General features: G+C 70.8%; 12 protein-coding genes. 6 read left to right on the top strand and 6 right to left on the bottom strand.

Annotated features, from left to right (window positions below):
- The first annotated feature begins 24 nt into the window (after positions 1-24).
- A complete protein-coding gene (locus C8K30_RS06220; protein ID WP_108492043.1) occupies positions 25-444 on the top strand; it encodes a molybdenum cofactor biosynthesis protein MoaE in 420 nt (139 codons plus the stop codon).
- Positions 445-528: 84 nt separating this feature from the next.
- Here the strand turns inward: C8K30_RS06220 and C8K30_RS06215 are convergent, their stop codons facing one another.
- From C8K30_RS06215 to C8K30_RS06190, 6 genes are all read right to left on the bottom strand, one after another.
- The gene (locus tag C8K30_RS06215) at positions 529-1,131 is read right to left on the bottom strand and encodes a hypothetical protein (RefSeq protein ID WP_146197370.1); all 603 of its coding nucleotides are present in this window, start codon (positions 1,129-1,131) and stop codon (positions 529-531) included.
- Between the two features lie 295 nt (positions 1,132-1,426).
- Positions 1,427-2,809 (bottom strand): ABC transporter substrate-binding protein, encoded by a 1,383-nt coding sequence (locus C8K30_RS06210; RefSeq protein WP_108492041.1) that lies wholly within the window; start codon positions 2,807-2,809, stop codon positions 1,427-1,429.
- A 98-nt stretch (positions 2,810-2,907) separates the two neighbouring features.
- Positions 2,908-3,774, bottom strand: a complete 867-nt coding sequence (locus C8K30_RS06205) for a carbohydrate ABC transporter permease (RefSeq protein ID WP_108492040.1) — start codon at positions 3,772-3,774, stop codon at positions 2,908-2,910.
- On the bottom strand, positions 3,771-4,760 hold the full coding sequence (locus C8K30_RS06200) for a carbohydrate ABC transporter permease (protein ID WP_108492039.1): 990 nt from the start codon (positions 4,758-4,760) through the stop codon (positions 3,771-3,773). Before C8K30_RS06200 ends, C8K30_RS06205 begins: the two co-directional genes overlap by 4 nt.
- A 215-nt stretch (positions 4,761-4,975) precedes the next feature.
- Positions 4,976-6,196 (bottom strand): GTP 3',8-cyclase MoaA, encoded by a 1,221-nt coding sequence (locus tag C8K30_RS06195; protein WP_233257019.1) that lies wholly within the window; start codon positions 6,194-6,196, stop codon positions 4,976-4,978.
- A 325-nt stretch (positions 6,197-6,521) separates the two neighbouring features.
- Positions 6,522-8,054, bottom strand: coding sequence for an aromatic amino acid ammonia-lyase (locus C8K30_RS06190; RefSeq protein ID WP_199230374.1), 1,533 nt, complete (start codon positions 8,052-8,054; stop codon positions 6,522-6,524).
- A 155-nt stretch (positions 8,055-8,209) separates the two neighbouring features.
- Here C8K30_RS06190 and C8K30_RS06185 point away from each other — a divergent pair, with 155 nt between their 5' ends.
- Genes C8K30_RS06185 through C8K30_RS06165 form a run of 5 tightly spaced genes read left to right on the top strand, consistent with a single transcriptional unit; the run spans position 8,210 to position 12,444 of the window.
- On the top strand, positions 8,210-8,971 hold the full coding sequence (locus C8K30_RS06185; RefSeq protein WP_108492037.1) for an IclR family transcriptional regulator: 762 nt from the start codon (positions 8,210-8,212) through the stop codon (positions 8,969-8,971).
- Entirely contained in the window at positions 8,968-10,095 is a 1,128-nt protein-coding gene (locus C8K30_RS06180; protein ID WP_108492036.1) for an ABC transporter ATP-binding protein, read from the top strand. Before C8K30_RS06185 ends, C8K30_RS06180 begins: the two co-directional genes overlap by 4 nt.
- Positions 10,092-10,742 carry an ABC transporter permease gene (locus C8K30_RS06175; protein WP_108492035.1) on the top strand — a complete coding sequence of 217 codons (651 nt, stop codon included), beginning with the start codon at positions 10,092-10,094 and terminating at the stop codon, positions 10,740-10,742. The genes C8K30_RS06180 and C8K30_RS06175 overlap by 4 nt, the downstream gene beginning before the upstream one ends.
- Complete coding sequence (locus tag C8K30_RS06170; RefSeq protein ID WP_199230373.1) at positions 10,739-11,527, top strand: ABC transporter permease; 789 nt, start codon at positions 10,739-10,741, stop codon at positions 11,525-11,527. The genes C8K30_RS06175 and C8K30_RS06170 overlap by 4 nt, the downstream gene beginning before the upstream one ends.
- Positions 11,524-12,444, top strand: coding sequence for an ABC transporter substrate-binding protein (locus tag C8K30_RS06165; RefSeq protein WP_108492034.1), 921 nt, complete (start codon positions 11,524-11,526; stop codon positions 12,442-12,444). Before C8K30_RS06170 ends, C8K30_RS06165 begins: the two co-directional genes overlap by 4 nt.
- The last annotated feature ends 67 nt before the right edge of the window (positions 12,445-12,511 follow it).

The raw sequence follows: 12,511 nt of genomic DNA, 5'->3' as shown, positions 1-12,511 counted from the left end.
GGACTCTGGAACGAGGGATACGTGATGGACGAGGTCGTGCGCGTGACGCAGGAGGTGCTCGACGACGCCGTCGGGCACGCCGTCGAGGCGGTAGTGGCCGCGCCCGAGTGCGGCGCGGTGGTCACGTTCCGGGGCGTGGTCCGCTCGGACGACGGCGGCCGCGACGTCACGAGCCTCGACTACGAGGCGCACCCCGACGCGACCGCCGTCCTGCAAAAAGTGTGTCAGGCGGTGGCCGACGAGACCGGCCTCCGGGTGGCCGCGACGCACCGGTACGGGCACCTCGAGGTGGGGGACGTCGCGCTCGTGGCGTCAGCGTCGGCCGGGCACCGCAAGGAGGCGTTCGAGGCGTGCTCCCTGCTCGTGGAGCGCATCAAGGCCGAGGTGCCGATCTGGAAGAAGCAGCAGTTCACGGACGGCGAGTCCGAATGGGTCGGTCTCTAGATTCTGGTAGCCATCCAGCGCACCTGACAAGTGCGTAGGTCGACTCTCTGGACCGGCTGTCGGTAGCACCTGTGCCGCACCGGATCACGTGGGCGAGGGCACGCGCGCTGCGGTGTGCGATGGGCCCTCGTGCTCGGCGGGCAGCGGCGGCTCGTTCCTTGCCTCAAAGTGAAAGGTCAGCGCTATCCAGGCTGGAGCGGCCAGAGTGGCAATTATGCAGATAATGTCCGTGACCCACATCCACGCCCCACTTGGCGGCGACCGAAAGATTGACAGAATGGCGAAGACAAAGAACGTCGCCGGCGCCGCGAATTCAAAAAATGTTCCGAGCAACACAAATTTCGGTTTGAGCGCGTGGCCCGCGGCGAAGCGCTCCCATCCGGGCGAATCTGTCTGCTCGCCTAGTTCCTGAAGCCTCGGCCAGATGTCCCGCCGAATGTACATGCCGAGGAACAGAATCCAGTACCAGTTAGAGACGCTCAACAGACTCATAGACATTGCTGCAATCGGAATGAATGTTGTTGCCGTATCATCCCCGAAACTGAAGAAAGCGCCGAACGCGGTCACGCTGATGCCGATGCTTGCCGTCTGGGCCGAAACGCGCGCGACCATTTCCGAACGAAGTGCATTGAACTCGGCGAGCGTGACTTCAAGCGCCGCGCGGCGGGTGTCCTCTGTGTGGCCCATGTGAGCATGTTGCCAGCCGCGATCTGCCCGGAGAAGTGTGTTATGTGGTGAGTTGGGTAGATTTGTGCGTAACGCTCTGACCTGCAGGGTTGCTAGCTGGCACTCAGGTTCGGTAGATCGAGGCTGATCGGCCGCGTTTGACAGGCTCCCACCCGCCGACCGCAAAGGATGCGAGCGCGCGACTCGACGGTCCTGGTCGGCCGCCGATCTCCCCCGACCTTTGTCGTGAGCGCAACCGTTGCGACTGCCTGCCCGCTCTGGGCGCAATGGCTGCGCTCACAACAAGAGGTCGTGCTCAGTCCTGCGCGCCCAGGTACGGCTCCACGTTCTCGGTGTACGCCGTCTCGATGCGCGGCGTGACCGACTCGAACGCCGTCTTCGGGTCGGTGCCCTCGATGACTATCTGCTCGAGGGCCTCGTTGAGCAGCGCGTCGGCGCCGGGCACGAAGACGCGGACGTCGTCCTGCTTGCGGGCCTTGTCGGCGAGCTGGTCCACCGCGGTACGGAACTGCGGCGTCTGCTCGTAGGTCTTTGTCATCGTGTCGCTCTCCACCGCGGAGGTGCGCACGGGCATGTAGCCCGTGTTCTGCGAGAACGCGGCGGTGTTCTCGGTGTTGGTGAGGAACTCGAGGAACATCGCGGCCGCGAGCTGCTCCTCCGGGGTCTTGGACGACGGGATGGCGAGGCCCGTGCCGCCGGTCGGGGTGCCCCCGCCCTGCGGGCCGTCGGGCAGGTAGGCCGTACCGACGTCGAACTTCGCCGCGTCGAGCGCGCCCTTGAGCGAGCCCGTCGAGCCGATGGTGGAGGCGATGAGGCCGGACGAGAAGTCGGCCATCGCGTCGTCCGCCGACAGCGTCGCCACACCCGACTCGTGGAAGAGGTCGTGCACGAACTGGCCGCCCGCGATCGCCTCAGGGGCGTCGAGGGTGAGCTCGAAGCCGTCCGAGTACGCCCCGCCCTGGCCCCAGATCATGTTCTCGAACCACCAGGCGCCCCACGACGGGCCGGTCGACAGGCCGAACGTCGAACCCTTCTCGGGGACCTCCTTCTTGAGGGAGGCGTCCCACTCCTCGAGCTCGGCCCAGGTCTCCGGGCCGCGGTCGGGGAGGCCGGCGCCGGCCCACAGGTCCTTGTTGTAGTAGAACAGCGGAGTCGAGCGCGCGTACGGCACGGCCCAGTGCTGGTCGTCGTACTCGTAGTCGGAGTACAGCGCGGGCTGGAAGTCAGCGGCGTCGGCGTCGAGGAACTCCATGACGTCGTCGAGGGGCATGATCTGGTCGTTCAGGTGGTAGCGGAACCACCACACGTCGGACGCGATGACGAGGTCCGGCAGCTCGTCCGTCTGCGATGCCGCCTGGAAGCGCTGCGCGACCTCGTCGTAGTCGGCACCCGCGGTCACGAGGTTCACGCTGATGCCGGTCTCGGCCTTGAACTCGTCGATGAACTTCTCCTCGACCACCTTCGACTCGCCCGGGTGGTTGCTCCACCAGGTGATCTCCTTGGCCGGCTCGACCTGCGACCAGTCGACGGCCTCGGCGGTCGCGTCGTCGGATCCGGCGGTCGCGCCGACGCTCGGGCCGGCGCACGCGGTGATGGTCAGGGCGGTGGCCGCGGCGAGCGCGGTGACGACGACGGTGCGCGCACGCCTGGCGGCGCGGCGGGCAGGACTGTGGGACACGGGATGCTCCTTGAGCTCACGGGAAGGTCGCGCACCCAGGTCAGGGTGCGGGGGTCTGGTGGGCGGTGGGTGGGGACCAGGGCTGTGGCTGTCGCGGCTCAGCCGGTGACGGCGCCCGCGGTGAGGCCGTCGACGAGCCGGCGCTGCAGGACCAGGAAGACGAGCAGGATGGGGAGGGTCACGACGACGGTCGCGGCGAGCAGCACGCCCCAGTCCGACATGCCGTCGGTGTTCTGCAGCAGCGTGAGGCCGACGGGCAGCGTCATCGTCTCCGGGTGGTCGACGACCAGGAACGGCCACAGGTAGTCGTTCCACTCCGTCACCACCGACACCAGCGCGACGGCGGCGAGCGTCGGCGTGCTCATCGGCACGACGAACCGCCACAGCTTGCGCCAGTGCCCTGCGCCGTCGAGCTCGGCCGCCTCGAGGATGGAGGCAGGCAGCGTGAGGAAGTGCTGGCGGAACAGGAAGGTGCCGAACGCGCTGGCCAGTCCCGGCACGAGGATCCCCTGATACGTGTTGAGCCAGCCGAGGCTCGCCACCAGCGTGTAGTTGGGGATGATCGTGATCTGCGGCGGGATCATCAGGGTCACGATCACCAGCCCGAACACGGCCTTCCTGAACGGGAAGTCCAGGAAGACCAGCGCGTACGCGCAGCACAGGCCGAGCACTACCTTGAGACCGGCGCCGACGACCGTCAGGCCGATGCTGTTGGCCAGCAGCCGGCCGAGCGGGATGGCGCTCGCGGCCTGCGCGTAGTTGTCGAGGTCCGGCCGGGCCGGGAGCCACTGCAGCGGCAGCTGGTAGAGCTCGTCGGGGGCCTTGAGGCTCGCGAGCGCCAGCCACAGCAGCGGGGCGCCGACGACGACGGTCGCGAAGATCATCGTGACGTAGCCGGCTACCCGCGGCGACCGCCGTCGTCGGGCGGCCGGGTCCGCGAGGCGCGGGGCCGTGGTGGCGGTCACGCGTAGTGGACCTTCCGCTGGACGAACCGCATCTGCACGGCGGTGACGGCCAGCAGCACGAGGAACAGGATGGTGGCGACGGCGGACGCGTAGCCCGCGCGGCCGTTGACGAAGCTCTCCTCGTAGATCGAGTACATGAGCGTCGTGGTGGAGCCCAGCGGACCGCCCTGGGTCATCGCCTTGATGATGTCGAACGACTGCAGCGAGCTGAGCAGCATCGTCACGAGCAGGAAGAACGTGGTCGGCGTGAGCAGCGGCAGCACCACCGAGCGCAGCGTGCGGGCGGACGACGCGCCGTCGAGCGCGGCGGCGTCCCTGAGGTCCTGCGGCACCGCCTGCAGGCCCGCCAGGTAGATGAGGGCGACGTACCCGAGGTTCTTCCACAGGTAGACGACGATCACCATGACCAGCGGCCACGGGCGGCCCGTGTACCACTGGGGGGACGCGAGGCCCACCCAGCCGAGCACCTCCTGGATCAGGCCGTAGCGCGGGTCGAACATGAACAGCCAGAGGATGCCGACGGCGAAGCCGCCCAGCACGTACGGCGCGAACGCCACGGTGCGGGCGACGCCGCGGCCCCTGAGCCTGCTGTTGAGGAGCAGCGCCAGGCCGAGGCCCAGCACCATCGCGCCGCCGACGGTCGCGACGGTGAAGACGATGGTCGTGGTGACGATCCGCCCGGTGGTGGGAGCGCTGAACCACTCGATGTAGTTGCCGAGCCCCACGAACCGCGCGGTGGGCGAGCCGAGGTTCCACTGCAGGGTCGAGAGGTACAGGCTCTGCAGCAGCGGCCGGTACACGAAGACCAGGAGGAGGACGACGTTCGGGCCGGCGAGGAGCAGCGCCCAGAGGAGGGCCTTGCGCCGGCGGCTGGCGCCGAGGCGGCTGCGGTGCAGGCGCTGCGGCCGGGTTCGCCCCGGGATGGCGGAGCGGGCCGGTCCGGCGCCGGAGTCCTCCGGGGCCCGTGGCGTCGCGGTGGTGGTCACGGCCGGGAGCCTAGGAAGTCGTCCGGGTGCTATGTGGGGTTTTGTCCGTCGGGGGGCCGAGGCTTCGGGCAACGTACATCCCGCCGTCCCCGGGGCGTCATCTGGGACGGCTGGGCGTCACGTGGGCGACACGTCGGGCGCGGCCCGATTGAACGTGTCGACGGGTCCGTGCTGTGCAGATGGACGGGTTCCTGCTGTGCAGATGGACGACTTGCTCAGCCGCCGATGGCGCCCATGCTGCGCTGTGTCTCGGCGAAGGCGTCGGCCGCCAGCTCGACGGCGTCGCTGCCGTGCGCGCGAGGCTTGGCCCACATGGCGGCGCGCCACGCGTCGCCGACCTCGTCGTCCGTGGCACCGTTACGCAGCAGGGACTTCAGGTCGGTCTCCTCGTTGCCGAACAGGCAGGAGCGGACAGTGCCCTCGGCGGTCAGCCGGGTGCGGTCGCACGCCCCGCAGAAGGAGCGGGTCACGGAGGCGATGATCCCGACGGTGGCCGGTCCGTCGTCGACCAGCCACTCCTCCGCCGGGGCCGACGGGTCCTCGCGGCCCGCCGGGGTCAGGGTGAAGCGCTCGCCGAGCCGGTTCAGCAGGTCGGCGGCACTCACGACGTCGTCGCGCGTCCAGCGCCCGTCGGCGTCGAGCGGCATCTCCTCGATGAACCGCAGGTTGCAGCCGTGCTCGACGGCCCAGGCGAGCAGGTCGGCCGCGCCCTCCAGGGTCTCCGGCAGGAGCACCGCGTTGATCTTGACCGGCGCCAGCCCGGCGGCGAGGGCCGCGCGGATGCCCTTGAGCACGTCGTCCAGGCGGTCGCGCCGCGTCAGGGTCGCGAACGCCTCCCGGTCCACGGTGTCCAGGGAGATGTTGACCCGGTCCAGCCCGGCCGCGACCAGCGCGTCCACCCGCTTGTCGAGCCCGAGTGCGTTGGAGGTGATGGCGATGCGGACGCGTTCGCCCGACGTCGTTGTGCCTGACGCCGGGCTGCCCGGCTTCGTGCCGCTCGGCGTCGTGCCGCTCGACGTCGCGCCACTCGACGTCGCGCCGCTTGCCGAGGTGTCGTGCCGGAGCGAGGCCATCCCGTCGTCGGCCGCGGTCCGTGCCGCGCTAATGATCTGCTCGAGGTCGCGCCGCATGAGCGGCTCGCCGCCCGTGAACCGGATGTCGCGGATGCCGAGGTCGCGGACGCCGATGCCGACGAGCCGGCCGATCTCGTCCGGCGTCATCAGCTCGTCGCGCGGCACAAGGGGCAGGCCCTCGGCCGGCATGCAGTAGGTGCAGCGCAGGGAGCACGCCGTCGTGATCGAGACGCGCAGGTCCCGCGCGACGCGCCCGTACCGGTCGACGAGCAGCGGGGTCTCGGGGCGCGGTTTGCCCCCCGGGGTGGTGGCGCGCCGGGGCACGCCTCGCACCGACGGGATCCCGAGTGTCACAGCGGTCATCTTCCGAGACTAGTCGAGTGCGACCCCGGGATCGGCGGCTTGCCAATCCCCTGATACGCAGCTGTCCGCGGATGGCGCGCCCAAGGTTGGCCCTTTCCTGCGGGGATCGGCAGTTTGCACCGAGATCGGCTCAGGCCTGAGCCGATCTCAGTGCCAACTGCCGAGTTTGCTGGGCAAAGTGCCGACCCCGCTCGGTTCAGGAAGTTGCCGACCCAGGGTTCCCGCTGGATCTGCTGGATCTGCTGGCCGCTGGCTGCTGGCTGCTGGCTCCGCTGGCAGCGGGCTGCTGGCTGCTGGCTGCAGGCTGCTGGATCCGCTGGATCCGCTAGATCCGCGCGAGGGCGTCGAGCAGGTTCTCGGCCAGCTCGAGGTCGTTCCGTAGGTCTCGGTCGGTGTCGTCGGTCGGGAGTGCCGCCGTGACCTTGAGCGCGTCGTGCAGCGGGCCCGCGGGGAGGTCCACACCGCGCTGGCGGAGCAGTCGCACGGCGCCGACGAGCTCGCAGGCGAGCAGCGTCCGGTAGGCGGCGACCGCGCGCTCGGCCTGGACGACGGCCTGCGACGCGAAGCTCGCGTCCTCCTCCGTGCCGCGGGAGAGCGAGACGGAACCGAGCGAGGCGGGCTGAGCGGCCGCGCGCAGCTCGCCGAGGGCGCTCGCGGCGACGTACTCGGCCATCATCAGGCCGGAGGCGCCCTCGGGACCGGTCGCGAGGAACGGCCGTAGCCCGGTGAGGGCGGGCTCGTTGAGCATTCCGATCCGGGACATCACGAGCGGTCCGGTCTGCGCGAGGGCGAGGTTGCACCCGTCGAGCGCGAGCCCCAGCGCGGCCTGGTGGAAGGCGCCGTGATGAACGACGGCCGCACCGGCCAGGTCGAAAAACGGATTCTCCTGCGCGACGCCGAGGACCCGGCCGGCCTGCTCGGCCAGCGTCCCGAGCGCATGCGTGAAGGCGCCCTGGCTGATCGGGAACACGCGCAGCCCGAAGGCGTCCTGGATCCGGGCCGGCTGCCCGGCCCCGGCCTCAACCCCAGCCCCTGCTCCGGCGTCGGCTCCGACCTCAACCCCGGCTGATCGTTCAGCCGACCCGGCCCCGGCCCCCAGCAACCGCAGCGCACGCCCAGCCACCACATCCACCCCGGGCGCTGCCGCGGCGCGCACCGCGGTGGGGGAGAGGACCGAGGGATTCCCGTCGAGCCCCCGGAAGCTGAGCGCGTACACGACCGCGGCGGCGCGGTCGAGCCGGTCGAGGGCGTCGACCACCAGGCAGGCGCGGCCGATCGTGAGGGCGTTGGAGCTGATGAACGGCAGCGCGCTGTCCCGGTTCCACGGCTCCATGGGTTCGAGCGGCCCCGTCGCCGGGCGCTCGCCCATGAGGGTCAGCGCGGTCCCGGCGAGCGCGCCGAGGTCGCCTGTGCCGATGGAGGCGTGCGCGCGGACGGTTGGCGGGGCGTCCGTGTTCAGCATCCGCTCCAGCGCGGGAAGCACCACCGGGTCGACGCCGGAGCCCGCCACGCAGAGCTGGTTGAGCCGCACGGCGAGCATCGCCCGCACCGCCCGGGCGGGGAGCTCCGCGCCGGCGTCCACCGCGTGGCTGCGCAGGAGCCGGAGCCCGTGGGCACCGTCGTCCTCGACGACGGCGGTCTTGTTCGCGCCGACGCCGGTGGTCCGGCCGTAGGTCGGCACCTCCGCGACGAGCCGCTGCGTCAGCGCATGCGCCCGGCCCACGGCCTCGACGACGGCGTCGGGCACACGAACGGGTGCGCCATCGGCGATCGCGACCACGTCCGTCAGCCTCGCGGTCCCGGCGAGCTCGATCATCGGTGCGCCCTCTCCCTTGCGTTCGTACCGGACACCTGCCATTGTGCCGGTCAGCCTAGTGCCAGCCAGTGGCAAGCGAGTTTTACACAGTGGCAATGCGGTGGCGATGTGCCGAAAACTCTCGGCTCCTACGTTCGCTGCAGGGACACAGCTGCAGGAAGACAGCAGAGCACCCGACGACGTGGGAGGACCGAGACATGGCAGAAGCTGGGACCAGGACCGCCGAGCGGGTGCTCGCGCTCCTCGCCGTCGTCTGCGAACGGGGGCGGGCCAACCTCTCCGAGGCCGCCCGCGCCACCGAGCTCGCCCCGAGCACCGCACTGCGGCTCCTGCGCACGCTGGAAGGCGCGGGGTTCGTCCGCCGGGACGAGGACGCCTCGTTCACCCCGGGCGGGCGGATCATCCAGCTCGGTGCGCAGGCACTGAGCAACGAGTCCCTCGTCGATCTCACGCGGCCCGCGATGAAGGTCCTGGCGGAGGCGACGGGCGAGTCCGTCTACCTCAGCACGGTCGGCCACCACGAGTCCGCGCTCTACATCGCCATCGTGGAGGGCTCGCACTCCGTCCGGCACCGGAGCTGGGTGGGCGGCACGATCCCGCTCGACGGCACGGCCGCGGGACAGGCGCTCACCGGCGCGGTCCCGCCCGGATCGTGGGCGCTCGCCAGGAGCGGCGTCGAGAGCGACGTCACCGCCATCGCCGCGCCGATCCGGGTGGGCCGTCGCGTCGTCGCCGCCCTCAGTCTCGTCGCACCGAGCTACCGCATCGGCGAGGACGACGAGTCCCGCTACGGCCGCCTCCTCGCCACCGAGGTCGCCGCCATCTCGGCGGAGCTCGGCGGCCCGGCCGAAAAGACCCCGGCCGCCGGGGCCCCGGCCGCGGGGCCGACGGCGACCGACACCCCGGCTCCGACCACGGACGCACAGACGGCCAACCACCCGGAAGGAGCGACGGCATGATCACGTTCGAGCACGTCTCCAAGGTGTACCCCGACGGCACGCACGCCGTGCACGACCTCACCTTCGATGCCCCGAGCGGCCGGCTGACGGTACTCGTCGGCCCCTCGGGCTGCGGCAAGACGACGTCGATGCGGATGATCAACCGGCTGATCGACCCGACCGAGGGCGTCGTCAGCCTCGACGGCGAGGACACCCGGTCCGTCGACGCGATCGACCTGCGCCGCAAGATCGGCTACGTCATCCAGAGCGCCGGCCTGTTCCCGCACCGGACCGTCGTCGACAACGTCGCCGCGCTGCCCCGCCTGCTCGGCGCGGGCAAGAAGGAGGCCCGGGCCGACGCGCTGGCGCTGCTGGAGAAGGTCGGCCTGGACGAGCGCTACGCCCTGCGCTATCCCTACCAGCTCTCCGGCGGGCAGCAGCAGCGCGTCGGCGTGGCCCGGGCGCTCGCCACGGACCCGCCCTTCCTGCTCATGGACGAGCCCTTCAGCGCCGTCGACCCCGTCGTCCGCACCCAGCTCCAGGACTCCTTCCTCCAGCTGCAGCGGGACATCGGCAAGACGATAGTGATGGTCACCCACGACATCGACGAGGCGCTCAAGCTGGGCGACCGGGTCGCCGTCTTCCGGGAGGGCGGGACGCTGGCCCAGGTCGCGACACCGGCCGAGCTGCTCGCTCACCCTGCTGATCCGTTCGTCGCGGACTTCGTCGGGGCCTCGCGCGGGTACCGCGCCCTCGGCTTCGTCGAGGCGACGGCGACCGTCCGGCTCGCCGAGGAGGTGACGGTCCGGGTCGGCGCCCGCCCCGCCGACGTCGGCGGGGCCGACCCCTCGACCGGCTCAGGGCAGCGTGACGGCTGGAGCGTCGTCGTCGACGACGACGGCGCGCCGCTCGGCTGGGTGGACCTGAAGGCCACCGGCGAGGTCGTCGAGGAGCGCCACATCGACTTCTCGGGGACTGTCGCGCGCGCCGACGGCAGCCTCCGCGACCTGCTCGACGCCGCCCTCTCCAGCCCCACCGGGCGCGGCCTCGTGGCCGGACCCGACGGCCGTCTGCGGGGGAGCGTCGTCGCTGACGAAGTGCTCCGCCACCTGGGCCGTGGGCGGGAAGCGGAGGTCGCATCATGATCGGCGACTGGTTCGCGAGCAACGCCGCCCGCATCGGCGAGCTCACCGCGTGGCATGCGGCACTGAGCGTCATCCCCACGGTGCTCGGCCTGGTCATCGCGGTGCCGCTGGCATGGTGGGCGTCGCGCTCCGCGCGCATCTACCCCCTGGTCGTCGGCGCATCGGGCCTGCTCTACACGGTCCCGTCGATCGCGCTGTTCGTCCTCCTGCCCCAGGTCCTCGGCACCAAGATCCTCGACCCGCTCAATGTCGTCGTCGCCCTGACGCTCTACAGCGTCGCGCTGCTGGTCCGGGTCGTCGCGGACGGCCTGGCGTCGGTCCCGCACGACACGGTCCAGGCGGCGACGGCGATGGGCTACCGCCCGTGGCAGCGGCTCCTGCTCGTGGAGCTGCCCGTGGCCGTGCCGGCGATCGGCGGCGGCCTGCGCGTCGCCGTCGTCTCGAACGTGAGCATCGTGACGATGGCGGCCCTGCTCGGCATCCCGCAGCTGGGGTCGCTCTTCACCGAGGGGTTCTCGCTGCGGCTGACCCTGCCGATAGTGGTCGGGATCCTGCTGTGCCTGGTGCTGTCGGTGGTCCTGGACGTGCTCGTGCACGCGGGCACCCGGGCGCTGACCCCTTGGCAGCAGAAGCTGGAGACGGCATGAACATCCCCGGCTGGTTCCTCGACCCCGCGCACTGGACCGGTGCGGACTCCATCCCGGTCCAGGTCGGCTACCACCTCCTGTACTCGGGCATCGCGCTGCTCATCGCCCTGGCGATCGCCGTACCGCTGGGCGTCTACATCGGCTACACCGGGCGCGGGGAGCTCCTCGTCGCGGGCGCTGCCAACGCCCTGCGGGCACTGCCGACGTTCGGCCTCCTCGTGCTCGTCGTCATGCTCGTCGCGCCGCACATCGGCTCCCGGCTCGCGTTCGTCGGGCCGACGATCGTCGTCCTCGTGCTGCTCGCGGTGCCGCCGATTCTGTCGGGGACCGTCGCGGGGATCCAGGGCGCCGACCCGGGCGCCGTCGGCGCGGCCCGCGCGACGGGTTACACGCGCCCGCAGATCTTGTGGCACGTCCAGGTCCCGTGCGCGCTGCCGCTCTTCCTGTCCGGAGTCCGCAACGCGACGCTGCAGATCGTCTCCACCGCGACCGTCGCCGCTTACGTCTCCCTCAACGGCCTCGGCCGGTACATCATCGACGGCCGCGCCTCCTCCGACTACACGCAGATGGCCGCGGGCGCGATCCTCGTCGCGATCGTCGCCCTCGTGCTCGAGCTCGGATTCCTCGGCCTGGGCCGCGTCATCGTCTCGCCGGGCCTGACCAGGGCCGCGGCTCCCACCTTCCGGCGGAACCGGACAGCCCGCCCGGGCCCCGCCTCCGCCGTCGGCCCCGTTTCCCCCGCCACCCCCGTTTCCCCCAGCAGTCCAAGAGAGGCAACATCATGAAGCGACCCTCCGCCCGCGCCGGCCTGGCCGGCCTCACCGGCATCGCCCTGCTCGCCCTCACCGCCTGCGCCGGCGGCGACCCGCTCGAGGCGGACGCCGGAGGCGACGCGGACTCGGGCTCCGGCGTCGTCATCGGCTCCGCGGACTTCTCCGAGAGCCAGCTCCTCGCCACCATCTACTCCAGGGCCCTGCAGGACGCCGGCGTCGAGGTCGACGAGAAGTTCAACATCGGCAGCCGCGAGGTCTACATCGAGGCGGTGCAGGACGGCTCGATCGATCTGGTCCCGGACTACTCCGGCGCCCTGCTCAAGTACCTCGACACCGAGTCCACCGCGAGCAGCACCGAGGACGTGCTCGCCGAGCTGGAGGAGAAGCTGCCCGACGACCTCACCATGCTCGAGGCCTCGGACGCGCAGGACAAGGACGTGCTCGCCGTGACGCAGGAGACGGCCGACAAGTACGACCTCACGACCATCTCGGACCTCCAGCCGGTGGCGGGCGAGATCTCCCTCGGCGGGCCGCCGGAATGGAAGACGCGCGTCAACGGCGTCGTCGGCCTCGAGGACGTCTACGGCCTGAAGTTCAAGGAGTTCGTCCCGCTGGACGCGGGCGGCCCGCTGACCATGACGGCGCTGACCTCCGGTCAGGTCCAGGCCGGCGACATCTTCAGCACCGACCCCGGCATCGCCGAGAACGACCTCGTGGCGCTCGAGGACGACAAGTCCCTGTTCGCCGCCGAGAACGTCCTGCCCATCGTCCGCTCGGACAAGGTGGACGACACGATCACCGCGACGCTGAACGAGGTGTCCGCGGCGCTGACCACCGAGGACCTGATCGAGATGAACGGCCGCGCCGCAACGGGCGAGCCCCTCTCGGACATCGCCACCGACTGGCTGACTGACGCTGGCATCAGCTGAGGTGGTCTTGGACCGGTGACCATGCGGTTGTTACGGAATCAGTGCCCTGATTCCGTAACAACCGCAT

The sequence above is a fragment of the Promicromonospora sp. AC04 genome (assembly GCF_003058225.1).
In the GTDB taxonomy this organism is placed as follows: domain Bacteria; phylum Actinomycetota; class Actinomycetes; order Actinomycetales; family Cellulomonadaceae; genus Promicromonospora.
Note: the sequence above shows the minus strand (reverse complement) of the source record. Positions and strands in the feature narration are given on the sequence as shown.